General features: G+C 67.9%; 21 protein-coding genes. 10 read left to right on the forward strand and 11 right to left on the reverse strand.

Features of this window, described 5'->3' with window-relative positions; all coding sequences use genetic code 11:
* Positions 1-37 precede the first annotated feature (37 nt).
* The 3 genes from ACSQ24_RS18315 to mscL form a co-directional block, all read right to left on the reverse strand.
* A complete protein-coding gene (locus tag ACSQ24_RS18315) occupies positions 38-1,108 on the reverse strand; it encodes an AbrB family transcriptional regulator (RefSeq protein ID WP_436096055.1) in 1,071 nt (356 codons plus the stop codon).
* Positions 1,109-1,211: 103 nt separating this feature from the next.
* Complete coding sequence (locus ACSQ24_RS18320; protein ID WP_436096056.1) at positions 1,212-2,402, reverse strand: pyridoxal phosphate-dependent aminotransferase; 1,191 nt, start codon at positions 2,400-2,402, stop codon at positions 1,212-1,214.
* A 153-nt stretch (positions 2,403-2,555) separates the two neighbouring features.
* Positions 2,556-2,972: a large conductance mechanosensitive channel protein MscL gene (mscL, locus tag ACSQ24_RS18325; RefSeq protein WP_436096057.1), complete on the reverse strand. Its 417-nt coding sequence runs from the start codon at positions 2,970-2,972 to the stop codon at positions 2,556-2,558.
* A gap of 287 nt (positions 2,973-3,259) precedes the next feature.
* On the opposite strand from mscL, the gene ACSQ24_RS18330 reads away from it, so the two are divergent.
* The gene (locus ACSQ24_RS18330; RefSeq protein WP_436096058.1) at positions 3,260-6,838 is read left to right on the forward strand and encodes a PAS domain-containing hybrid sensor histidine kinase/response regulator; all 3,579 of its coding nucleotides are present in this window, start codon (positions 3,260-3,262) and stop codon (positions 6,836-6,838) included.
* A gap of 115 nt (positions 6,839-6,953) precedes the next feature.
* Here ACSQ24_RS18330 and ACSQ24_RS18335 read toward each other — a convergent pair whose 3' ends face one another.
* The gene (locus ACSQ24_RS18335; protein ID WP_436096059.1) at positions 6,954-7,517 is read right to left on the reverse strand and encodes an acyl-CoA thioesterase; all 564 of its coding nucleotides are present in this window, start codon (positions 7,515-7,517) and stop codon (positions 6,954-6,956) included.
* A gap of 290 nt (positions 7,518-7,807) precedes the next feature.
* Here ACSQ24_RS18335 and ACSQ24_RS18340 point away from each other — a divergent pair, with 290 nt between their 5' ends.
* Positions 7,808-8,272, forward strand: coding sequence for an Lrp/AsnC family transcriptional regulator (locus tag ACSQ24_RS18340; protein WP_193219601.1), 465 nt, complete (start codon positions 7,808-7,810; stop codon positions 8,270-8,272).
* A 220-nt stretch (positions 8,273-8,492) separates the two neighbouring features.
* Positions 8,493-8,750 (forward strand): exodeoxyribonuclease VII small subunit, encoded by a 258-nt coding sequence (locus ACSQ24_RS18345; protein ID WP_436096060.1) that lies wholly within the window; start codon positions 8,493-8,495, stop codon positions 8,748-8,750.
* Here the strand turns inward: ACSQ24_RS18345 and ACSQ24_RS18350 are convergent.
* On the reverse strand, positions 8,747-9,667 hold the full coding sequence (locus tag ACSQ24_RS18350; RefSeq protein WP_436096061.1) for a LysR family transcriptional regulator: 921 nt from the start codon (positions 9,665-9,667) through the stop codon (positions 8,747-8,749). The two genes, ACSQ24_RS18345 and ACSQ24_RS18350, sit on opposite strands and share 4 nt — an antisense overlap.
* 85 nt (positions 9,668-9,752) lie before the next feature.
* Here ACSQ24_RS18350 and ACSQ24_RS18355 point away from each other — a divergent pair, with 85 nt between their 5' ends.
* A complete protein-coding gene (locus tag ACSQ24_RS18355) occupies positions 9,753-10,301 on the forward strand; it encodes an NAD(P)H-dependent oxidoreductase (RefSeq protein ID WP_436096062.1) in 549 nt (182 codons plus the stop codon).
* 54 nt (positions 10,302-10,355) lie between these two features.
* On the opposite strand, the gene ACSQ24_RS18360 is transcribed toward ACSQ24_RS18355, so the two are convergent.
* Together ACSQ24_RS18360 and ACSQ24_RS18365 are read right to left on the reverse strand one after the other, a co-directional pair.
* Positions 10,356-10,946, reverse strand: a complete 591-nt coding sequence (locus ACSQ24_RS18360) for a biotin transporter BioY (protein WP_436096063.1) — start codon at positions 10,944-10,946, stop codon at positions 10,356-10,358.
* Between the two features lie 166 nt (positions 10,947-11,112).
* Positions 11,113-11,781: a GntR family transcriptional regulator gene (locus tag ACSQ24_RS18365; RefSeq protein ID WP_436096064.1), complete on the reverse strand. Its 669-nt coding sequence runs from the start codon at positions 11,779-11,781 to the stop codon at positions 11,113-11,115.
* Positions 11,782-11,892: 111 nt separating this feature from the next.
* On the opposite strand from ACSQ24_RS18365, the gene ACSQ24_RS18370 reads away from it, so the two are divergent.
* Positions 11,893-12,813 (forward strand): pirin family protein, encoded by a 921-nt coding sequence (locus tag ACSQ24_RS18370; protein ID WP_436096065.1) that lies wholly within the window; start codon positions 11,893-11,895, stop codon positions 12,811-12,813.
* Here ACSQ24_RS18370 and ACSQ24_RS18375 read toward each other — a convergent pair.
* Positions 12,791-14,014: an MFS transporter gene (locus tag ACSQ24_RS18375; RefSeq protein ID WP_436096066.1), complete on the reverse strand. Its 1,224-nt coding sequence runs from the start codon at positions 14,012-14,014 to the stop codon at positions 12,791-12,793. The two genes, ACSQ24_RS18370 and ACSQ24_RS18375, sit on opposite strands and share 23 nt — an antisense overlap.
* Positions 14,015-14,167: 153 nt before the next feature.
* On the opposite strand from ACSQ24_RS18375, the gene dxs reads away from it, so the two are divergent.
* Positions 14,168-16,078 carry a 1-deoxy-D-xylulose-5-phosphate synthase gene (gene dxs, locus ACSQ24_RS18380; RefSeq protein WP_436096067.1) on the forward strand — a complete coding sequence of 637 codons (1,911 nt, stop codon included), beginning with the start codon at positions 14,168-14,170 and terminating at the stop codon, positions 16,076-16,078.
* 4 nt (positions 16,079-16,082) lie between these two features.
* Positions 16,083-16,829: a TlyA family RNA methyltransferase gene (locus tag ACSQ24_RS18385; protein WP_436096068.1), complete on the forward strand. Its 747-nt coding sequence runs from the start codon at positions 16,083-16,085 to the stop codon at positions 16,827-16,829.
* Here the strand turns inward: ACSQ24_RS18385 and ACSQ24_RS18390 are convergent.
* Positions 16,826-17,311 (reverse strand): hypothetical protein, encoded by a 486-nt coding sequence (locus ACSQ24_RS18390; RefSeq protein WP_436096069.1) that lies wholly within the window; start codon positions 17,309-17,311, stop codon positions 16,826-16,828. The genes ACSQ24_RS18385 and ACSQ24_RS18390 overlap by 4 nt on opposite strands.
* An 88-nt stretch (positions 17,312-17,399) precedes the next feature.
* Here ACSQ24_RS18390 and ACSQ24_RS18395 point away from each other — a divergent pair, with 88 nt between their 5' ends.
* The 3 genes from ACSQ24_RS18395 (at position 17,400) to ACSQ24_RS18405 (ending at position 21,109) form a co-directional block, all read left to right on the forward strand.
* Entirely contained in the window at positions 17,400-18,158 is a 759-nt protein-coding gene (locus ACSQ24_RS18395) for an SOS response-associated peptidase (RefSeq protein ID WP_436096070.1), read from the forward strand.
* Between the two features lie 62 nt (positions 18,159-18,220).
* Positions 18,221-19,828, forward strand: coding sequence for a gamma-glutamyltransferase family protein (locus ACSQ24_RS18400; RefSeq protein ID WP_436096071.1), 1,608 nt, complete (start codon positions 18,221-18,223; stop codon positions 19,826-19,828).
* A gap of 135 nt (positions 19,829-19,963) precedes the next feature.
* On the forward strand, positions 19,964-21,109 hold the full coding sequence (locus ACSQ24_RS18405) for an AGE family epimerase/isomerase (protein WP_436096072.1): 1,146 nt from the start codon (positions 19,964-19,966) through the stop codon (positions 21,107-21,109).
* 81 nt (positions 21,110-21,190) lie between these two features.
* Here the strand turns inward: ACSQ24_RS18405 and ACSQ24_RS18410 are convergent, their stop codons facing one another.
* The gene (locus ACSQ24_RS18410; RefSeq protein ID WP_436096073.1) at positions 21,191-22,597 is read right to left on the reverse strand and encodes an FAD-binding oxidoreductase; all 1,407 of its coding nucleotides are present in this window, start codon (positions 22,595-22,597) and stop codon (positions 21,191-21,193) included.
* Between the two features lie 19 nt (positions 22,598-22,616).
* Positions 22,617-23,876, reverse strand: a complete 1,260-nt coding sequence (locus ACSQ24_RS18415; protein ID WP_436096074.1) for a class I SAM-dependent RNA methyltransferase — start codon at positions 23,874-23,876, stop codon at positions 22,617-22,619.
* Between the last annotated feature and the right edge of the window lie 14 nt (positions 23,877-23,890).

Genomic DNA, 23,890 nt, shown 5'->3' on the forward strand with positions numbered 1-23,890 from the left:
TGCCCCCGGGGCCGGCCATGGCAGGCCCCGGGAGCCGTTACTGCGACGCCGGCGGCTTTTCGGACTTCAGCCGCCCGACGAGAAAGGGCATGGCGAGCCCGAGCAGCATGAAGCGCACCAGATGGTGCGCGCCGACATAGAGCGGGTCGAGCCCCATGGCGAAGGCGAGCATCGCCATGGCCTCGAGCCCGCCTGGTGCGAACGCGGCCATTGCGCTGGCATAGGGCACGCCGGCGAGCCAGGCCGCCGGCCAGGCGAAGGCGAAGGCGACGACCATCGAGACGACGAAGCCGCCGATCGCGAGCGGGAACAGCGCCGCGATCTCGTTGCGCTTCAGGTTCGAGACGCGCCCGCCCATGGCGGCGCCGAGCATGACCATCACCGCGATCGCGATCTCCGGCGGCATGGTGCCGTGGACGAGGCCGGTGCCGTGCAGCACGGCGCTCGCCAGGGTCGCGCCGAGAATGAAGGGGGCCGTGACGCCGATCCTCTCGAAGATGAGCCCGGTGACCAACCCGCTGCCGAGCAGCAGCGCCATGTCGCCGACGCTCGCGACCGCGATCGGAGGCGGCAAGGTGAGCGGGCCGCTGCTGCTCAACTTCATGATGCTGGGCAGGACCGCGACCAGGACGAGGATGCGGAAAAGCTGGATCGCGGCGATGCGGCCGATATTGGCACCCTTGTCCTGCGCCACCGAGATCACTGCCGAGAGCGCGCCCGGCGCAGCCGCCAGCAGCGAGTCGATCCAGCTCCAGCGTGCCACGAAACGCAGATAGGCGCCCGTCGCCAGCATGATCGCGACGAGGCCGACGACCAGCACGAGCAGCGAGCCGGGATAGCGCGCCGTCGCGGCGAGCGCTTCTGGCGTCGCGGCCGAGCCGATCAGCGCACCGGACATCACCATGGTCGAATCGAACCAGGGGCGGCGCAGATCGGGCAGCGGCCGGGTGATACCGAGAATGGAAACCAGCAGCATCGAGCCCGAGAGCCAGGCTGCCGGAACGTCGAGCAGGGCGAAGATGGTGCCGCCGACCGCCGCGCAAGCGATCACCGCCGCTTCACGCGACAAGGTGCGCAGATGGTAGGGGACGTAGCTCGGGACAGGCATGATGCTCGCGATGCGCCGTCAGGGCGCAGCGCCGCATCAATGACGGCCGCCAACCCTCAGGTCAAACGCCCGGAGCGCAAGCGGGGCATGACCGCAGGCGATGTCAGCCGGCCAAGGCCTTCTGGAGCCGCGCCACCGTCTCGACGAGATCCGAAGCCTTGCGGGCGAAGCAGAGCCGGAGGCCCATCTCGCCACCCGGGCCGAAGGCGGTTCCAGGCGCCAGGCCGACATTGGCCGTGTCGACCAGCTCGAGCGCCAGCGCGCGCGAATCGGTGCGGCCGTCGACGGCGAAGAACTGGTAGAAGGCACCGTCCGGCGCCTGCAGCGTCACGCGGTTGGTCGCCTTCAGCCCCTCGGCGATGATGCGCCGGCCTTCGGTGGCGCGCGCGATCTGCTCGGCGACGAAGGGCTCGCCCTCCTCCAGCGCGGCGATCGCCGCGCGCTGGACGAAGACCGGCGAGCCGGAGGTCGAATACTGGATCAGGTTCTCGACGATCTGGCCGAAGGCCGGCGGCACCTCGATCCAGCCGACGCGCCAACCGGTCATCGCCCAGTTCTTCGAGAAGGTCTGGACGAAGAGGACGCGGTCCTCCTGTTCCATCACGTCGTGGAAGGAGGCGGCACGGGCTGAGCCGTCATAGACGAAACGGGCATAGATCTCGTCGGCGATGATCCAGATGCCGTATTTGCGGGCGATGGCGAGGATCGCCGCGAGCTCGCCCTGCGTCGCGGTCCAGCCGGTCGGGTTGGCCGGCGAGTTGATGACGAAGGCGCGGGTGCGCGGCGAGATCGCCGCCTCCAGCTTCTCGAGGTCGAGCGTGAAGCGCCCATCCTTGAACTCCATCGGCACGCAGACCGGATTGGCGCCGGCAACGCCCATGGCGGCGGCGAAATTCGGCCAGGCCGGGGTCGGGATGATCAACTCGTCGCCGACGCCCGCGATCAGCCGCACCGCGATCTGGACCGACTGCATGCCGGAGCCGGTGACGTAGAAGCGGTCCATGGCGAAGGGGCGGCCATAGAGCGCGGTGTGGTAGCGCGCCAGCGCCTCGCGCAGGTCCGGAATGCCGCGCTGCCAGGTGTAGAAGGTCTCGCCATCGGCCAGCGACTTGTTGGCGGCGCGGACGATGAACTCGGGCGTCGCAAGATCGCCCTCGCCGACCCAGAGCGGGATCAGCCCGGGCTTGAGCCGGCCATGGTTGACGACCTCGACGATGCCGCTCTCGGGCGCATTGCGCGCCTCGGGGCGCAAATCGGCGATCAGGCTGGTGCCGGCCGGTGCGTGCATGTTCATAAGCGATCCTTCGGGCGATCCGTCGCAAGAAACATGCAAGCCAATCTAACGCAGATCGCGCCGCGGCGGCATGAATTGACGAGATCGACCCGATCGGTCGCAGTGATGGATCGCGGAGCGCTCGAGAGGGGTCAGAGCACCCCGCGAAAGCCCTCAGGCCTTCTGCTTCAGCAGGTCGCGGATTTCGCTGAGCAGGGCAATGTCCTGCGGCGGGGCCACCGGCTCGGTCGGCTTGGCCGCTTCCCGGCGCCTCAGCGTATTGATCCCCTTGACGACGAGGAAGAGCACGAAGGCGATGATCAGGAAGTTGACCGCGATGGTGAGAAAGTTGCCATAGGCGAGCACGGCGCCCTGCTTCTTGGCATCGACCAGGACCGGCGCGGTGACAGCGCTGTTGAGGCCGAAGAAATAGTTGGAGAAATCGACGCTGCCGATCGCGCCGATCAGCGGCATGATGATGTCGCCGACCAGAGATTCGACAATCTTGCCGAAGGCCGCGCCGATGATCACGCCGATGGCGAGATCGACGACATTGCCCTTCAGGGCAAATTCCTTGAACTCCTTGAGCATAGCGCGCCTTTCCGAATGCTTGGCCAGTCTTCGGCACCGCGCTGCGCAATGCCGCCCCCGCGTGCAGGCTAGAACATCCACAATCGCCAAGGGAATCGATTTCTGGCGCCGTTCCCCTGCCCTTTTGCTACACTGGCTGACATTTTCGGCTCGGATCCCGCCTGAATGACGGACCGGCTGCGAGGCAGGGCTCCGATCGGCGCCATCTGCGTGGGTTCTAAAGACCGATGGCGGCAACGGCGCGGCGGCGATAGGTTTGCCGGCGATCGCCGTTGCAAGGAGGCGCGATGCTACCGGCCTGGTCCGTCGTCCTGAGCGCGCTCGGCTATCTCTGCGTTCTGTTCGCGATCGCCCATCTCGCGGACACCACCGGGCGTCGCCTGATGACCGGGCGGGCGCGCACGACCATCTATGCGCTGGCGCTCGGGGTCTACTGCACCTCCTGGACCTTCTACGGCTCGGTCGGCTTCGCCAACCGGGCGGGCTTCGACTTCCTCGGCATCTATGTCGGCCCGGCCCTGGTGATCGGGCTGGGGCACCGCTTCGTCGCGCGCATCGTCAGCATCGCCAAATCACAGAACATCACCTCGATCGCCGATTTCGTCGGCGCGCGCTACGGCAAGAGCGAGCGCGTCGCGGCGCTAGTCTGCATCGTCGCGGTGGTCGGCGCCCTGCCCTATATCGCCCTGCAGTTGAAGGCGGTAGCGAACTCGCTCTCGGTGTTCTTCGCCGCCGCCGGCGGGCCACCACCGATGACCGACATGCCGGTGCTGAGCGACCTCGCCTTCTTGGTCGCCCTGGTCCTGGCCGGCTTCGCCTGCGCCTTCGGCACCCGCCATATCGACGCGACCGAACACCAGGACGGCCTGGTCCTGGCGATCGCCGCCGAGTCACTGGTCAAGCTCGTCGCGTTCCTGGCTCTCGGCGTCTTCGTCGTCTACGGCCTGTTCGATGGGGCTGGCGACCTCTTCGCCCAGGCGGCACGGGCGGCTGCGGCTGCGGACAAACCGCCGATCTGGGACCGGACTTCGAGCTGGCCGATGTTCCTCACCCTGACGGCGCTGTCCTCGTGCGCCGCGCTGCTGCTGGCACGGCAGTTCCACATGGCGATCGTCGAGAACCGTGACGTCCGGGACGTGCGCCGCGCCGCCTGGATGTTCCCGCTCTATCTCGTGCTGATCAACCTGTTCGTGCTGCCGCTGGCGGCGGCCGGCGAGGTTCTGCTGCCGGGCTCGGGCGTCGACCGCGACATGACCGTGCTGCTGTTGCCGCTGGAGAAGCAGGCGGGCCTCATCGCCCTCTTCGTCTTCATCGGCGGGCTTTCGGCGGGCACTGCGATGGTCATCGTCGCCTCGGTCGCGCTCGCGATCATGATCTCGAACCATCTCGTCACGCCGCTGCTGTTGCGCGGGCGCGGCGTCAGCGTCGACCCCGAGCGCGCGGCCGCGATGATCGAGCGCAAGGGCCGCAGCGGTCCGACCGGCGGCGACCTCGGCTCGCAGGTGGTGCATATCAGGCGCCTTGCCATCGTCGTCGTCATCCTGCTCGGCTATGCCTATTATCGGGCCGCGGGCGAGGCGGCACTGGTCTCGATCGGCCTACTCTCCTTCGCCGCGACCGCGCAGATCGCACCAGCCTTCTTCGGCGGGCTGGTCTGGCGGCGCGGCACGGCGCTCGGCGCTGCCGCCGGACTGTCCGCTGGCCTGCTGACCTGGCTCTACACCCTGCTGATTCCGAGTCTGGCGCTGCCCGGCGGCTATTGGGCGGGAATCGTCGAGCACGGGCCGCTCGGCATCGCCCTGCTGCGGCCGGAGGGGCTGTTCGGCCTGTCATTGCCGCCGCTGCCGCATGGCGTGCTCTGGAGCCTCGGCATCAACCTCGCCTGCTATGTCGGCTTCTCGTTCATTCGCCCGGCGAGCGCGATGGAGCGCCTCCAGGCCAACGCCTTCGTCGAGTCGGACCGGGCGACCATGGCGCAGTCCTTCTCGCTCTGGCGCTCCAGCGTCACCGAGGCGGAGCTGCAGTCGACCATCGGCCGCTATCTCGGCCAGGAGCGGACGCAGCGCGCCTTCGAGGGCTTCGCGCATTCGCGCGGCGAAGTGCTAAATGGAACCCGCGAGGCCGATATCCACACGCTGCGCTTCGGCGAGCACCTGCTCTCCTCCGCGATCGGCGCCGCCTCCTCGCGCCTCGTGCTGTCGCTGCTGCTGAAGCGGCGCAATCTCTCGACCGAAGCCGCCTTCAAGCTACTCGACGACGCTTCGGCCGCCCTCCAGTACAATCGAGACATCCTTCAGAACGGCCTCGACCATGCCGGCCAGGGCATCACGGTGCTCGACCGCGACCTCAGGCTCCTCGCCTGGAACAAGGCCTTCATCCAGCTCTACGACCTGCCGCCCTCGCTGGTGCGCTTCGGAACCGGGCTCGACGAAATCGTGCGCTATAATGCCGAGCGGGGCGCTTATGGCGTAGGGCCGCAGGACGAGCTCATGGCGGCGCGGCTGGAGAGCTTCGTCAACGACCGCGAGCCGGTCCGGCTCAAGCTCTACCCGTCCAAGAACGTGATCGAGATCCGCTCGAACCCGCTGCCCGATGGCGGCATCGTCACCACCTATACCGACATCACCGACTCGGTCGTGGCCGAAGAGGAATTGGCGCGGACCAACGAGACGCTAGAAAAGCGCGTCGCCGAGCGCACCGAGGAGATCAGGCACGTCAATACCGAGTTGCAGCGCGCCAAGGCCGAAGCGGATGAGGCAAACGCCTCGAAGACGCGTTTCCTCGCGGCGGCGAGCCACGACATCTTGCAGCCCCTGAACGCCGCCCGGCTTTACGCCTCTGCTTTGGTCGAACGCGACCGTGCCGGCACACAGCCCGACCTCGCCGAGAACATCGACGCCTCGCTCGACGCGGTCGAGGAAATCCTGACCGCGCTGCTCGAGATCTCGCGGCTTGACGGTGGCGCGCTCAAGCCCGAGATCAGCGCCTTCCGCGTCGACGAACTGATGCGCCAGCTGCAGCGCGAATTCGAGCCGAGCGCCCAGGAAAAAGGGCTGAAGCTCATCTTTTCTGCGACTTCGGTGACCGTCCGCTCGGATCGGCGCTTGCTGCGTCGCCTGCTGCAGAACCTGGTTTCGAACGCGATCAAGTATACCCCGAGCGGCAAGGTGCTGGTCGGCTGCCGCCAACGTGGCGGGCAGGTCGCGATCGAGGTGCTCGATACCGGGCTCGGCATCCCCGCGAGCAAGCAGAAGACCGTGTTCCGCGAGTTCCAGCGCCTCGACCAGGGCGCGAAGGTCGCGCGCGGCCTCGGCCTCGGACTCTCGATCGTCGAGCGGATCGCGCGCACCCTCGACCACAAGCTCGCACTCGCCTCGACATCGGGACGCGGCACGCGGTTCTCGATCCTGGTACCGCGCGCCGCGCCGCTGCCGGCGATGGCGACGAATGCAGCAGCACGCAACACCCCTTCGAGCAGCCAGCTCGCTGGCCTCAAGCTCCTCGCCATCGACAACGAGCCTACCATCCTCGACGGCATGCGGCTCTTGCTCGGCGGCTGGGGCTGCAAGGTCGAGACCGCGCGCGGGCTGGAGGAAGCCTCCGCGCTCGTCGCCACCAGCGGCGCTCCGGATGTACTGATCGCCGACTACCATCTCGATCATGGCGAGAACGGCATCGCTGTGATCTCGGCGCTACGGCAGCAGGTCGGCGGGCTGCCGGCGATACTCCTGACGGCTGACCGCTCACCGGAGGTGCGCGAGGAAGCGGGGGCGCTCGATATCCACGTGCTGAACAAGCCACTGAAGCCCGGCGCGCTCCGGGCACTGCTGGCGCAATGGCGCGCGACCCGGCTGGCGGCGGAATGAGGAAGCACGTCATGCTCGGGCTTGACCCGAGCATCTCCAGCCGGATGAGGCTGCGGTCGACTCTATCGTCCTGAGATTCTCGGGTCTGCGCTTCGCTCCGCCCGAGAATGACGCGCTAGGGCTCCGCGGTCACACCCGCCTGCCGCAACGCGTCCTCGGCCGCGAGGAAGGCCGCGACCTCGGGGCTGGGCTCCGGGCTTTCCACTGCGACGCCCATCTCGGCGAAAAGGCGGGCGGCCGGCACATAGGCCCTGCCCTTGCGGTCATAGAGCGCGGCGCGCACCAGCGCGACCGCAGCGACGATCTCCTGGCCGTCGCGCCCCGCCGCCAGGATGCGATGCTGCATCACGACCCAGCTTTCACCCCAACAGAGCAGGCGCGTCTCGAGCTTGATTGGGCGGAACAGGCGGACCTCGCGGCGGAAGCGGATCGTGCCGCAATTGACTACCGGCACCCAGCCATGGCGCAGGATCGCGCGCCAGAGGCCGCTGCGCAGCATCAGATCGGCACGGCCGAGGTCCATCAGCCCCCAGTAGCGGGCATTGTTCATGTGCAGGCTGATGTCGAGATCGTGGGGCCAGACCCGGAAAGGCAGGACCGAAGCCTCGAACGGCGGCTTCAGTTTCGGCTGGAACGGCCGCGTCAGCAGCAGCCAGATGAGGCGGAACCAGAGATTCATGACGGTGTCCCGAAGAGAATAGTTTAGTTGTAAACGTTTTTGCGCACGCGGCCAGACCCGCTTGGCGGATGCCGTCGAGGGCAAGCCCTTCCACGTCGATCGCGACTGGCAAAATCCGAATGTTGCGCCGCACGATCCTGCGCCACAGGGCGCCGCAGCAGCGCCGCGATGCGGATAATGCGAGAGCACGCGCAAGATCATGCTTGCCAAGCGCGCTTTTTGCGCAGAAGCATCTGCGCTTTCCGGCGACCGCGCCAGACGGTGCCGGCCCACGGGACGACGCTCCAGCGATGCAGATCGAACTCGACTCCCGCGACAAGACGATCCTGCGCATCCTCCAGAAGGATGGCCGGATCACCAATTCGGACCTCGCCGACAAGGTGCACCTCTCGCCCTCCGCCTGCCTGCGCCGCGTGCGGCAGCTCGAGGAGAGCGGGCTGATCCGCGGCTATGTGATGATGCTCGACGAGCGCATCGCCGGCTTCCCCGGCACCGCCTTCGTCTTCGTCACGCTCGACCAGCAGGGCCGCGCCTCGCTGGAGAGCTTCGAGAAGGCGGTGCAGGACCTGCCCGAGATCCTCGAATGCCACCTGCTCGCCGGCGCGCATGATTATCTGATGCGGGTGATCTACCGCGACAGCGCCGATTTCGAGCGCATCCACACCGACATCATCACGCAATTGCCGGGCGTCACCCGGGTGCAGTCGACGCTGACGCTGCGCACGATCAAGAAGACTTCGGCCCTGCCGATGTGAGGCCAAGCCCCCGTACTTGACCTCCAGCCCTCATCCTGAGGAGCGCTCCGCAGGAGCGCGTCTCGAAGGATGCTCCAGCAGGCTCCCGAGACATCTGGACCATCCTTCGAGACGCCGCTGCGCGGCTCCTCAGGATGAGGGCTGTTGAGGTTGAAGCCTGGGTGGGGTTGCGGTGAACGAGGCCAGGACCGATAACGGCCGCCCAACAGGAATCGCGCCCGTGACCGACGCCAAGACCAATGCCGATGTCGCCGGCCTGCCTTTCGAGGCGGCCCTGAAGGAGCTCGAGGGCATCGTCGCCCGGCTCGAGCGCGGCGATGTGGCGCTGGAAGAATCGATCGACATCTACACCCGCGGCGAGGCGCTGAAGGCGCGTTGCGACGCGCTGCTGAAGCAGGCCGAAGCCCGCATCGAGAAGATCACGCTCGGGACCGACGGCAAGCCGACCGGCACCCAGCCGCTCGACGTCGGTAACTAGGCGGGCGAACTGATCGCAGCCGCTTCGCCGAGCACCGATTCGATCAGGCGCGCGACATGCTGGACGGCGGCGTCGCCCTCGCTGCGCCGGTGCCAGGCGAGATGCAGCGGAAAACCCTCGACCGCGACCGGCGGCTCAAAGGTGACGAAACGATCGGCCTCGTCCGGTGGCAAGGTCCGGCTCGGCAAGAGCGCGATCAGATCCGAGGTCAGCAGCAAGGGCGGCACGCTGAGGAAGCTCGGCACGACCAGGCCGATATGGCGCTTGCGATCCAGCCGGGCGAGCGCCTCGTCGAGCGGGCCATGGGTTTCGCCGCGGCCAGAGACCAGCACATGCGGGAAGGCGAGCCAGCGGTCGAGATCGAAGCCGGCCGCCGCCGGATGGTCCTGCCGCATCGCAACGACATAGCGCTCGCGCAGCAATTCACGGCGGGTGAAATCGGCGTCGATCGTCGGGAAGACCGAGATGGCGAGATCGGCCCGCCCCTGCGCCAGCGCGTCGAGCGTCGCCTGCGCACCCTGCCAGGGCAGGATGGCGAGGGTCAGGCCCGGTGCAGTGTGCATTAGGCGCTCGTAGACCCGGCCCGTTACCAATTCCGGCGGCAGCTCGGCCGTCATCACCCTGACGGTCTGCTTCAGACTCGTGAGGTCCAGCTCCGGCGCATCGAGCAATGCCGTCACCTGGGCAAGGATGTCTCGCAGCGGCTGCTGCAACGTCTGCGCCTTCGCCGTCAGGCGCATCCGGCCCCTGCCACGCAGGAGCAGCGGGTCGCCAAAGAGGTGCCGGCAGCGTTCGAGCGCGCTCGAGGCAGCCGGCTGCGACAAGCCGATCCGCTCGGCCGCGCGCGAGACATGCGCCTCGTCGAGCAGGGCGTCGAGCACGACGAGCAGGTTGAGATCTACAGCTCGCAAATTCATGAGATCGATAATACGATATATCGATCATCCATTGGAGTAATTTCTGAGCGCGCGGCATCCTCCTCTCGAACCCAAGGAGGTCGCCATGACGAACATGCTGATCCTGCTCTTTCACCCCGATTATCAGAGCTCGCGCGCCAACAAGGCCTTGGCGGAAGCCGCAAGCAGCCGGCCCGACACGATCGTCGTCGATATGCAGGCGCTCTATCCGGATGGGTGCATCGATGGCGATGTGGAGGTCGCGCGGCTGCTTGCTGCCGAGCGCATCGTCCTGCAGTTCCCGGTGCAATGGTATTCGACGCCGCCGCTGCTGAAAGCCTGGCAGGACGCGGTGCTGACCCGGATGTTCTACATCCACTACGAGGCGGAGGGCGCAAAGCTCGCCGGCCGGCCGGTCCTGGTCGCCGCGACCGCCGGCAATGTTCCCGAGGCCTATACGCCGAGCGGAACCAATCTGTTCTCGCTGCGCGATCTGCTGAAACCGCTGCAGGCGACGGCGCATCGCTGCGCCCTCGCCTGGCAGGAGCCGTTCCTGGTCTATGACATGCGCCGCGCCGACGCCGAAGCGCTGGAAGCGGCCGCGGACTATTACGTCACACGGCTCACCCAGCTTGAAACCCGGCAGGCAGCCTGACCGGCCGGGGCATTCCCTGGATGGACCGACGCCAAGGCGCCGGCCCGCTTCGACTCAAGCCTGTTCGGCTTTGTTCGTGCGGCGCATGAGCGCCATCAGGATCGCCGTACCAAGCCCCGACTTCACCAGCGAGCCGAGCAGGAAGGGCACGACGCCGGCGAGCACCGCCTTCTCGGGACCGATCAGCGTCGCGAGCCAGAGCCCGCCGAACAGCAGGCAGAGCGCATGGCCGAGCAGCATCGATACGAAAGCGAAAGCCGGCCGGCTGCCATTCCAGCCGCGCTCGGCCAGCCAGCCGATCAGCGCGGCGACGAGCGGGAAGGAGGCGAGATAGCCCGCGGTCGGGCCCATGAAGGGCGCCGGCCCGCCGGTTCCGTTGGCAAGCACCGGCAGGCCGAGCGCCGCCTCGCCGAGCCAGACGACGATGGTGAGCGCACCGAGTCGCCAGCCATAGAGCGCGCCGATCAGGATCACCGCCAGCGTCTGCATGGTCATCGGCACCGGCAGCATCGGCACGCTGATCTGCGAGGCGATCGCCAGGACCAGGGTGCCGAGCAGGACGGCCCCAAGCTGGACGAAAGCGGGACGCGTCTGCAGATCGAGGGGGCTGAAGCGGGCTGGCGCGGCGTAGCTGAGGTCGCTCATGAGTTCGATCTCCATCGATTCCAGAATTATAGATAATTTAGCAAGTCGATCTATCTTAGAATCCATAAGACCGATCGGAATGCAAGTCAGCAGCGCGTGGCTGTCCGACGCGCGAAAATGCACAGTCGGGCGACAGCCACGTCCGTCGATGGTTCTGGCCTCGGCGTCAGCCCTGGATCGTGAAGACGTCGCGGGTTCCGCCGGCGGCAGTGCGGACCGGCTTGGAGCCGATCCACTGGACATGGCGGGCGAGGATCGCTGCGGCCTCGTCGACCTGCCCGGCGCGCAACGCCGCGAGGATGGCGCGATGGTCGTGATCGGTGCGTGCCTCCCAGTCCGAGCGCCAGGCCGAGAACAGGAAACGGGCGCTGGCGGCATGGAGGTCGTCGATCGCCGCCAGCAGGCGCGGCATGGCGCAAGGCGTCACGATCAGCCGATGGAAGCGCCGATTCGCTTCCTCCCAGGCACGGACGTCAGGCGAATTATCTCCGGCCCGAGTCGCCTCCTCGGCCTCGTCGAGGATGGCGCGCGTCAGATGCGGACCGGCATGGCGCAAGGCGAGCACCTCCAGTGCCGCGCGCATCTCGGCGACTTCGCGAACCTCGCGCAGGTCAAAGGCGGCGACGCGCACGCCGCGACGCGGCTCGCTGACGGCAAGCCCCTGCGCCTCGAGGCGCTGGAAGGCTTCACGCACCGGGACATGGCTCGCGCCGAACTCGGCCGCGACGTGGTCCTGCCGCAACCTTGCGCCCGGCTCGAGCTGCCCAGAAATGATCCGCTCGGCGAGGACGCGGCTGATGCGGACTGGAAGGGTCTCGGATTTCTCGCTGGCCATGGATTATCGATAATTTCTCAGGACGACCGCGTCGAGCCCTGCGGCCGGTTGTACCCTTGTCGTACACGGCGTCCGGGGCCAGTCTTCCCACGTTCACAGGAGGACATCGCCATGTCGCAGCTGCCCGACCATGATCCGATCGCAGGCGACACCCGCTCCTGCGAGGCGCTCGAACAGGTGATCGTGCCGCGCGCGCATGATCTCGGCGGTTTCTCTGTCCGCCGCGCCTTGCCCTCGATCGGGCGCAAGATGGTCGGCCCCTTTATCTTCTTCGACCAGATGGGCCCGGCCGAGTTCCTGCTCGGCGAGGGCATCGATGTGCGCCCTCACCCGCATATCGGGCTGTCCACCGTCACCTATCTCTTCGACGGCGAGATCATGCATCGCGATTCGCTCGGCACCGCGCTGCCGATCCGCCCCGGCGCGGTGAACCTGATGACGGCCGGCCGCGGCATCGTCCACTCCGAGCGCACCGCGCCGGAAGAGCGGATGAAGGCGCCCAAGCTCTATGGCATCCAGACCTGGCTCGCCTTGCCGAAGACGCATGAGGAGGTCGCGCCGGAGTTCGTCCATCACGCGGCGCCCGAATTGCCGCGCATCGTCGGCGAGGGAAAACGCGTCAGCCTGATCATGGGCTCGGCCTTCGGCCAGACCTCGCCGGTGAAATTCCCCTGGGACACGCTCTATGCCGAGGCCGTGCTGGCGCCGGGTGCGATCCTGCCGCTCGACCCTGACTATCACGAGCGTGCCGTCTACATCGTCACCGGCAAGATCGACATCGCCGGCGACGAGTTCGGCGCCGGCCAGTTGCTGATCTTCAAGCCGGGCGACCGCATCTCGATCCTCGCCGTCGACCAGAGCCGATTGATGCTGATCGGCGGCGAGCCGATGGACGGCCCGCGCCACATCTGGTGGAACTTCGTGTCGTCCTCGAAGGAGCGCATCGACCAGGCCAAGCAGGAATGGAAGACCGGCCGCTTCGACACCGTGCCCGGCGACGAGGAAGAGTTCATCCCGCTGCCGGAGCGCTGAGCTCGCTCTGCGGCATGACCTTCAGCCGTGGCATCTGCGAGGCCAGGATCGCCAGCATCGACAGCGCGAACAGGATAACCGGCAGCCACATCGCCGCCTCGACGCCGAACCATTCGCCGGCGAGGCCGCCGGCGAGCGCCCCCAGCGGGCGCATGCCGTACATGGCGGTGGTGATCGTTGCACTGACCCGGCCGAGCAAGGGCTGCGGCGTCACCGCCTGGCGCAAGGTCGTCTGGGTGATGAACCAGAGGATCGGGCCGAAGCCGAACAGGAAGAAGGCGAGCGCCAGCGCCGGCCAGCCCAGTGCGGGCGGTGCGAGCGCCAGTGCGGCCGCTCCAAAAAGCGAGACCGCCGGACCGAAGACGAGCAGGAACCCGGTCGGCAGGTGCGCGATCAGCCATGCACCCGAAAGTGCAGCGGCTATCGCGCCCGCGCCATAGACCGAGGATGCCAGGCCGACGGTCGCCGGATCGAGCGCCAGCACGCGCAGCGCATAGGGCGCGAGCAACGCCATGAAGGCGAAGAAGGCGAGGTTCCAGCCGATGGCGCAGAGCGCGATCGGCCGCAGATAGGGGTGGCGCGCGACGAATGCGCCGCCCTCGGCGATGGCGCGGTGCAATGGCTGGCGCGGCTGCGCCGGTGGCCGTTCGGCCGGCAGGCGGGCGGCGGCCATGATCACGACGACGCCGCAGGCGGCACAGAGGCCGAGGCCAAGCCAGCCCGAGGCCCGCGCCACCGCCCAGCCGGCGATCAGCGGCGCGATCAGACTGAGGGCGGCCCGGCCGAGCTCGAGCCGACTGTTGGCCCGCGGCAATTCGGCGAGCGTCACCGCCTGCGGCATCAGCACGAAGATCGAGAGCGCGATGGTCACCGGTCCCGCAGCCGCGATGAAGGTCGAGAGCGCCAGCGCCGGCCCGATCGCGCCGCTGGCGAGCAGGACCGCGCCGAGGCCCGAGCCCAGCGCCATCAGGGCACCGCCGGCAAGGATCAGCGTGCGCGGCGCCAGGCGATCGGCGAGCACCCCGGCCGGCAGCGAGATCAGGAGCCAGGCGGCCGATTGCGCGGCGACAAGCAAACCGACGAAGCGCGGCGTCGCGCCGGCCTGCGTTGCTGCGAGCGTGATCGTGTCGAGCGCGAGCTTGTCGGCGAACTGCGCCGTGACGCCTGCCAGCAGCAAGGCGATGAAGAAGGGCGAGGTCATGGGAGGCGTCCAGCGATGAGGATGGCCCCGATTTTCCAGATCGGGCCGGCTGCTCCCACCCGTTTCCTGCCCGGCTGCGACGACGGGCCGGTTTGCCAGCACCGCCGCGAAGGACTATTTCGGAGGCACGATTCAGCAAGCTTCGGCCAGCCCTTGCCTCGCCCCAACACGCCTCTCCTCGACCAGGTGCCCGATCCGGCCGCTTTGCGCCAGCTTGACGACGCTCAATTGCGCCAGCTCGCCGACGAGCTCCGGGCCGAGACGATCGATGCTGTCTCGGTCACCGGCGGCCATCTCGGCGCCGGGCTCGGCGTCGTCGAGCTCACCGTCGCGCTGCATCATGTCTTTGACACGCCCAGGGACCGGCTGATCTGGGATGTCGGCCACCAGGCCTATCCGCACAAGATCCTGACCGGCCGCCGCGCCGAGATTCGGACGCTGCGCCAGCCGGGCGGGCTCTCGGGCTTCACCAGGCGGGCCGAAAGCGAATACGACCCGTTCGGCGCCGCCCATTCCTCGACCTCGATCTCGGCTGGCCTAGGCATGGCGGTCGGGCGCGACCTCGCCAGCAAGGCCAACAACGTCATCGCCGTGATCGGCGACGGCGCCATGTCGGCCGGCATGGCCTATGAGGCGATGAACAATGCCGGGGCGACGGGCTCGCGCCTGATCGTCATTCTCAACGACAACGACATGTCGATCGCCCCGCCGGTCGGTGCGATGTCGGCCTATCTCGCCCGCCTCGTCTCCGGCCGGACCTATCGTTCGCTGCGCGAGATCGCCAAATATCTGGCTGAAAGGCTTCCGCGCTTCTTCCACGAGAAGGCGAAGCGGACCGAGGAATATGCCCGCGGCTTCTGGACCGGCGGAACGCTGTTTGAGGAGCTCGGCTTCTACTATGTCGGCCCGATCGATGGGCACAATCTCGACCATCTGCTGCCGGTGCTGCGCAATGTCCGCGACGCCGAGACCGGGCCGATCCTCGTCCATGTCGTGACGCAGAAGGGCAAGGGCTACGCTCCGGCCGAAGCGAGCGCCGACAAATACCATGGCGTCGTCAAGTTCGACCCCGTCACCGGCCTGCAGGCCAAGGCGCCGGCGAACGCGCCGAGCTACACCAATGTCTTCGCCAATGCGCTGATCAAGGCCGCGCGTGAGGATGAGAAGATCGTGGCGGTGACCGCCGCCATGCCGTCCGGCACCGGCCTCGACGCCTTCGGCAAGGAATTCCCCGGCCGCACCTTCGATGTCGGCATCGCCGAGCAGCATGCGGTGACTTTCGCGGCTGGTCTCGCGACCGAGGGCTTCAAACCGTTCTGCGCGATCTACTCGACCTTCCTGCAACGCGCCTACGACCAGGTCGTGCACGACGTCGCGATCCAGAAACTGCCGGTCCGCTTCGCGCTCGACCGGGCCGGTCTTGTTGGCGCCGATGGCGCGACCCATGCCGGCGCCTTCGACGTCGCCTATCTCGCCTGCCTGCCCGACATGGTGGTGATGGCGGCTGCCGACGAGGCCGAGCTCACCCATATGGTCGCGACCGCGGCCGCCTATGATGCGGGTCCGATCGCCTTCCGCTATCCGCGCGGCGAAGGTGTCGGCGTCGAGATGCCCCAGCACGGCGTGCCGCTCGAAATCGGCAAGGGCCGGATCGTCAGGGAAGGCACGCAGGTCGCCCTGCTCTCGCTCGGCACGCGGCTGGCAGAGTGCCTCACGGCCGCCGAACAGCTCGGCCAGCGCGGACTTTCGACCACCGTCGCCGATGCCCGCTTCGCCAAGCCGCTCGACGAGGAGCTGATCCTGCGCCTCGCCCGCGAGCATGAGGTGCTGGTGACAGTCGAAGAGGGCTCGGTCGGCGGCTTCGGCAGTCATGTGCTGCAGTTGCTGGCGCGCGAAGGCGCACTCGATCGCGGCCTGAAGATCCGCAGCCTGACGCTGCCCGACATCTTCCAGGAGCACAACAAGCCCGAGGCGATGTATGCGCAGGCCGGGCTCGACGCCGCCGGGATCGTGCGCACCGTCGAGACCGCGCTCGGCCCTGCCAGCGCCATCAGGCGCGCCTGAGCCCATGACCGCCGGCCTGCCGCGCCGGGTCCGCGCCGACCTGCTGCTGCTCGAGCGCGGCCTGTTCGAGAGCCGTGCGCGGGCGCAGGCTGCCATCGCCGCGGGCCTCGTCAGCGCCGACGGCGTCGTGCTGCGCAAGGCGTCGGAGACGGTGCTCGCAGCGGCGACGATCGAGGCACAGGCGGCGCACCCTTACGTTTCGCGCGGCGGGGTGAAGCTCGCCGCCGCGCTCGACGCCTTTGGCTTCGATGCGGCAGGGCTAATTTGCCTCGATGTCGGCGCCTCGACCGGCGGCTTCAGCGATGTGCTGCTCCGGCGCGGGGCGGCGCATGTCTACGGCATCGATGTCGGCCAGGCGCAATTGCATGAGAGCCTGCGCGGGCATCCGCGCCTGACCAGCCTGGAGAGCCAGGACATCCGCACGCTCGACCCCGGCCTGTTCACGCAGCCACCGGCACTCGCCGTGATCGACGTCAGCTTCATCTCGCTGAAGCTGGTGCTGCCGGCGGTGGCGAAGCTGCTGGCGCCGCAGGCTCGGCTGATCGCGCTGGTGAAGCCGCAATTCGAGACCAAGCGCTCGGCGCTGAAGAAAGGTGTGCTGCGCAATGAGGCGCTTCAGCAGCAGATCTGCGCGGAGATCGCAGACGTGGTCAGCGGACTCGGTTTTGCTGTCAGCGGGCTCATCCCCTCCCCGATCGACGGCGGCGACGGCAACCGCGAATTCCTGCTCGCAGCGATGCGAGACGTCTAGCTCACCATCAGCCCATCGATGTCGACCTGCACGGCACCGGCATCGATATAGGCGGCCTGGCCCTGGCCATTGGCATTGATGAAGGCGGCGGCGCGCTCGATCAGCCGACGCAACGACAGGCTCGCGACATCGACGATCAGTGCCGGATCCTCCTCGGTTGGCATCTCGTCGAGCAACGCCGTAGCGGTATAAACTAGGCGGTCCATGGCCGTGCAGAGCTGCTCGAAACCTTCCGCCTCGCGCCGATCCAGTGCGCGATAGGCGGCCATGGCCTCGCTGGCGCAACGCAGCGGGGAGATCGCGAAATGCTCGACATAGCCGAGCCCGCGCCAGGCCTTGAGATCACCGACGATCTCGCGGTCGAGCGGCACCATCTCCAGCAGCATCAGCGCTTCGCTGTGGCGGTTGAGATAGTCGGTCGAGAGTTGCGGTGTGGTGCCGCCCGCCGCGGTCGGTGATGTCTCGGTCGCGGAAGCAGACATGAAGAGGCCCCGGAAGCGGCGCGACTATGCTGTGCCAACAGCAAACAAAGTCTTGATCCGGTCACGATAAGACGGAACACATCCGGTGATGTGTGGTCGCTACGCCATTACCTTGCCGCCTGAAGCGATGCGCGAGGCCTTCGCCTATCGCGAGCAGCCGAATTTCCCGCCGCGCTACAACATCGCGCCGACGCAGCCGGTGCCTGTCGTCCGGCTCGACGAAGGCCGGCGCCAGTTCATCCTGATGCGCTGGGGTTTCATCCCGGGCTGGGTCAAGGATCCCAAGAGCTTTCCTTTGGTCATCAATGTCCGCAGCGAAAGCGCCCGCGAGAAACCGTCCTTCCGTGCCGCCTTCATCCGCCGGCGCTGCCTGATGCCGGCTGATGGCTTCTATGAATGGCATCGCCTCGGCGAAGGCTGGCAGCAGGAAAACCGGCCCTACCTCTTCCGGAAGCCCGATCAGGGCTTCTTCGCCTTCGCGGCGCTGTGGGAGACCTGGCACAGCCCGGATGGTTCCGAGATCGACACGGTCGCGATGGTCACCGGTTCGGCGAACGGGCAGATGGCGGCGATCCACCACCGCTCGCCCGTCATCGTGCCGCCCGAAGCTTTCGACACCTGGCTCGATCCGGCGGCCGAGCCGGCCGATCTGCAGAAGCTGCTGCAGCCGCCACCCGACGATCTCCTGGAGATGCTTCGGCTCGGACCGGCGGTGAACAAGGTCGCCAATGACGGGCCGGAGGTGCAGGAGCGGTTCGATCCAGCCTCGGCGCCGGCCCCTCCCGCCAAGCCCGTCATGCGTCCTCGTCGGGGCAGCCCGGACGACGCACAGGGCAGCCTGTTCTAGCGCAGCCCCCGACAGCGCGCGTACTCTCGTCTCGCACGAGACCAACAGAGGAAACGCCCGAGATGGATGGCCGCCGCCCGACGATGAGTTCCCTGCACGGCATGGTCGCCGCCGCCCACCCGCTGGCGGCGCAGGCCGGTGCCCGCATCCTCGCCCAGGGCGGCAACGTCTTCGACGCGGTCGGTGCGGTCGCGGCGGCGCTCAATGTGGTCGAGCCGTTCATGTCGAGCCTTGCCGGCATGGGCTCGGCGACGATGTGGGTCGCGGCCGAAAAGCGCGTACGTGTGCTCGATTTCGTGCCGCGCGTGCCTGAGAGCTTCCCGATCGAGCGCTTCAGCCAGCGTTCCGATCTCGAGCGCGGCGCGCTTGCGGTGGCTCCGCCCGGCAATCTCGCCGGCTGGTGCGAGCTCAATCGCGCCTATGGCCGCCTCTCGCTCGGAGAAATCTTCGCCCCGGCGATCGCACTCGCCGAGGACGGCTTCCCGATCGCCGAGTTCGGCGTGGTGGAGTTCAACGAGCAGGCACCGCTGCTGCGCGAGCGGCCCGAACTCTACGAGCATTGGGCGCGGAATTACCTACGCGACGGCGGGACAAGCGTCGCACTCGGCCAGATCCTGCACCAGCCTGAGCTGGCCACGACCTTGCGCGACATCGCCGTCAAGGGGCCGGGCCACCTCTATCAGGGCCCACTTGGCGAAACGATCATCGCCCATCTCAAGGCACAGGGCGGGACGCTGACCATGGCCGATCTCGCCAAGGTCGCGCCCGATTGGCGTGAGCCGCTCGCCGTCACCTATCGCGACCGGCAGGTGCATGTGCCGCCGCCAGCCTGCGAAGGCTTCCAATTCCTGCTGACCTTGCGCATCCTCGACGGCTTCGACCTCAGCAAGCTGGAGCGCAACGGCACCGAGCACCTCGACATCGTCTACCGCGCCATCCGCCTCGCGGCCGGCGTCCGGATCGCGCACAACAATCCAGGGCCCGAGAAGCTCGCCGAAATCCTGTCCGGGCCCTTCGTCGAGCGGCTCCGGGCGCAGGTCCGCGACGGCAAGCCGATCGACGGACCGACCGAGCAATGGATGCCGCAAGCGCCCGCGGGGGAGGACCCGGGCCACACCACCTCGTTCTCGATCGCCGATCGCGACGGCAACCTGATCTGCGTGACACAGAGCATCGGCAGCCCGTTCGGCAGCGGCGTCGTGGTGCCGGGCACCGGCCTTTGCCTCAACAACTTCCTGTACTGGGCCGACGTCCAGCCCGGTAGCCCGAATCGCTCGCTGCCCGGCTCGGAACTGCCGATGTGCATGTCGCCCACGCTCTCGACCAAAGGTGGCGCGCCGGTGCTCGCGCTCGGCACGCCCGGCAGCTACGGCATCCTGCAGACGCAGGTGCAGGCCATGGTCCAGCATGTCGATTTCGAGCTTCAGCTGCAGGACGCGATCGAGGCGCCGCGAGCCCGGCTCTGGGATGGCCGTGCCGTCGAGGTCGAGAACCGGCTGGCGCCTGAGACGATCGCGGCTCTGGCCGAGCGCGGACACGGCATCTTCGCCAACGACGGCGGCTGGACGATGCGCGTCGGCGGCATGCAGGCAGTGTCGCGCGATCCGGCTACGGGCCGACTGACCGGCGCCTGCGACCCGCGCCGCGATGGTTATGTCGCTACGCCCTGAGCGCTAGTCGCCTCGAACCAGCGCGATTTCGGGTTCAAGCACGACCTGAAATCGCGGCAAACTGCTGGAATTCGCCCCGGCGCCGCGCCCGATCGAGCACGCCTTGTGGGCGGCTCCGAGGATTTAAAGCAAAGCATGTCGACCCCCGCACCCAATGATCTGCGTTCCTGGCTGACGGGCACATTGCTGCCGGGCTGGATCGAGCGTGCCTTCGACCCGGCGCGGCCCGGCTTCGTCGAGTATCTCGGGCCGGACGGAGCGCCCGAGGCCAGCGATCTGCGCACGACTCTGGTCACGGCCCGGCTGACCTATGTCTTCAGCCATGCGCATCTGCTCGGCGTGCCGGGGGCGTTGGCCGCCGCGCGACACGGCTTCGCCTTCCTGACTGGCGCCTGCCGGCGCGCCGACGGGCGCTTCAGCCATTCCTGCACGACGCGCGGAGAGCCCGTCGACGGCAGGTCCGATTTCTACGATCTCGCCTTCGTCCTGTTCGCGCTCGGCTGGTTCGCCAAGGCGACCGGTGAGACGGGCGCGCTGGCGATCGCCGGCGAGGTGATGGACTTCCTCGACGGCGAACTGGCGCATCCGGATGGCGGTTTTCGCGAGGATACTCTGGGCACGCAGCCGCGGCGTCAGAACCCGCATATGCACCTGCTCGAGGCCTGCCACGCTCTCGCGGCGGCATCGCCCGACCCGCGCTGGTTGGTGACGGCCGACCGGCTCGTATGCCTGATGCGGGAGCGGATGCTGGATACCAGTGGCACGCTCGGCGAGTTCTTCAGCGAAGATTGGGCGGCCTTCCCGGGCTCGCGCGGTCTGATCCGGGAGCCCGGTCATCATTTCGAGTGGACGTGGCTGCTCTATCACCACGAGCGGCTGACCGGTTCGGGCGGGGCTCGCGATACCGCGCGAATGCTCCATGCGTTCGGACAGGCTCAGGTCGACGCCTCGGTCAATCGATCGCGGCTCGTCGTGAACGAGGTCGATCTGATAGGCCGCGTGCTGAACGGCGCGGCCCTGCTCTGGCCGCAGACCGAATATCTGAAAGCGCTCGTCGCACGGATCGAGTTCGAAGGCGACGACGATGCTGCGGCGCGGCTCGAACAGCATCTGCGCCTGGTCTTCCAACACTTCGTCGACGCCGAGAACGGGCTATGGATCAACCAGCTCGACGACCAGGGGCGACCGATGAGCGATCGGGTCCCGGTCCGGGTGCTCTACCATCTGGTGCTGGCGCTCGCCGAGGTCTGCCGCGTCACCAAGGGCGAGATGACCTTCTAACGGCAATCAGTGACCATCGACCTCGGCCATGGTCACGCCTCCTCCGGAACCGCAAACACGCGGGCGGCGTTCGCTCATGCGCTACAGCACCGATCCAGGATTGAGCACGCCCTTGGGATCGAGCGCTGCCTTCACCGTCCGCATCAGGTCGAGCTCGACCGGATCCTTGACGCCCGGCAGGAGGGAGCGCTTGAGGCGGCCGATGCCGTGCTCGGCCGAGATCGAGCCCTTGAGCTCGGTGACGATGGCGTGTACCGCCTCGTTCATGGCGCTCCAGCCGGCAAGATAGGCGGCCTTGTCGGCGCCAATGGGCTGGCTGACGTTGAAATGGATGTTGCCGTCGCCGAGATGGCCGAACGGCACCGGTCGGCAGCCCGGCACCATCGCCTCGACCCTGGCGGTGGCCCGCTTCAGGAACTCGGGCGTGGCGTGGAGCGGCACGGAGATGTCGTGCTTGATCGAGCCGCCCTCATGGGTCTGCACCTCCGAGAGCATCTCGCGCAGCTTCCAGAGATCGGCGCGCTGACCGAGCGAGCCGGCGAGCACCGCGTCAGTGACGAGCCCCTCTTCCAGCGCCTCGCCGAGGAAGGCCTCGACCGCCTCGCTGAGCCCGGCTTCGGCCTGGGCCGAGACCTCCATCAGCACATACCAGGGCGAAGGCTCCGAGAGCGGATCGCGGGCGCCGCTGGCATGGCGGACGACGAAGTCGAGGCCGATGCGCGGCATGATCTCGAAGGTGGTGAGCGTGCCGCCTGCGCTGGCCTTGGCCTTGTTGAGCAGGGACAGCGCGGCTTCCGGATCGGGCACGGCGAGGAAGGCGGTGGCGCGCGCCGTCGGCAGCGGGAAGAGCTTCAGCACGGCGGCGGTGATGATGCCGAGCGTGCCTTCCGAGCCGATGAAGAGGTTCTTGAGGTCGTAGCCGGTATTGTCCTTGCGCAATTGGCGCAGGCCGTTCCAGACGCGCCCGTCGGCGAGGACGACTTCGAGGCCGAGGCAGAGCTCACGGGCATTGCCATAGGCGATCACGGCCGTGCCACCGGCATTGCTGGAGAGATTGCCGCCGACCGTGCAGGAGCCTTCCGAGGCGAGTGAAAGCGGGAAGAGCCGCCCCGCGGCCTCGGCCGCCTCTTGCGCCTTCTGCAGGATGACACCGGCCTCGACGGTCATGGTATCGCCGTCGACATCGACCGAGCGGATCTTGTCGAGCCGCTGCAGCGACAGGATGATCTCCCGGCCCTCGGCGACCGGAACCTGGCCACCGACCATGCCGGTATTGCCGCCTTGCGGCACGACCGTCGCGCCGGTCTCGCTCGCCCATCTCATCAGGGCCGAAACCTCGGCGACGGAGCCCGGCCGGACCACGGCCTGCGCCTTGCCGTGGAAGAGACCGCGCGGCTCCTTGAGATAGGGCACCATCGCGTCAGCGTCGGTGATCACATTCTTCGCGCCGACGATGCCGGCCAGAGCTTCGATAGTAGGCGCGCTCATCCTGCCTCCGGAGACTTGGTCACTTGCTGCGGCCGGCTGCCTTGCGGAAGACGCCGACGAGTTCGATGTGAGCGGAATAGCGGAACTGGTCGACCGGCGTCACACGCTCCAGCGCATAGCCGCCTGCGACCAGAAGCGCCGCATCGCGGGCGAAGCTGCCGACATCGCAGGAGACATAGGCCGCCACCGACACTTTCGAGGCCGCGAGCCGCTTGACCTGCGCCTCGGCGCCGGCCCGCGGCGGGTCGAGCACGACGGCGTCGAAAGCGTTGAGCTCATGCTCCAGCAGCGGCCGGCGGAAGAGGTCGCGGATCTCCACCGCAACCGGCTTCAGGCCCTGCGTATGATTGGCGGCCCGGCTCAGCGCCTGGATCGCGGCCTTGTCGCTCTCGAAGGCCGAAACCTGCGCCTTCTCGGCGAGCCGGACGCTGAACGGGCCGCAGCCGGCGAAGAGATCGGCGACGCGCTTCGCCTTCGGGATCGCGTCGAGCACGAGCCACGACAGCGTCGCCTCACCCTCGGCGGTCGCCTGCAGGAAGCCGCCGGGCGCCGGCGTCACCGCTGCCTTGCCCATCAGCTGGAAGGGCGCGCGCCGCTCGACGATGATCTCGCCATGCATGGCGAGGCGCGCGAGGTCGAGCCGCTCGGCCGCTTCGGTGAGTTGTCGGCGCAAGCTGTCGCCCGCCGGCCCGTGGCCGCGGATGTCGACATCGAGGCCAGCCTCAGAAGCAGTGAGCTGGATATCGAGCGGCTTGTTCGAGGAGCGCAGGCGATTGGCGAGGAGTTGCGCCACGGCGGGCGCGCGCGCCAGGCCTGGCGCCAGTACCGGACAGGCCTCGACCTCGATCAGGTCGTGGCTGCGCGCCGCCATGAAGCCGACGCGCATGCCATCGTCCTCACGCCGGGCATGGAAGGTGACGCGGCGGCGGCCGGCGCCATGGGCGTCGACCATGGCAGCGACCTCGGTCTCCAACCCGGCGCGGGAGAGCGCCGTGACCACCTGCTGGCGCTTCCATTCGGCATAGAGCCCGTCGCCGATATGCTGCGCGGCGCAACCGCCGCAGCGGGTGAAGAGCGGGCAGATCGCGGCGATGCGCGAGGCTGACGGCACGAGAATCTCGACAACTTGCGCCCTGTCGCCATCGCGCACGGCCCGCACGCTCTCGCCCGGCAGCGCGAACGGCACGAAGACCTGGCCCTGCGCCGTCTCGGCGACGCCGTCGCCGCGCTGGCCGAGCCGCGCGATCGTGAGCGTTTCATTCATGGCGAGGGCGGACATAGTGTGCTGGGCTC

This window comes from Allobosea sp. LjRoot237 (genome assembly GCF_964253285.1).
Taxonomy (GTDB): Bacteria; Pseudomonadota; Alphaproteobacteria; order Rhizobiales; family Beijerinckiaceae; genus Allobosea.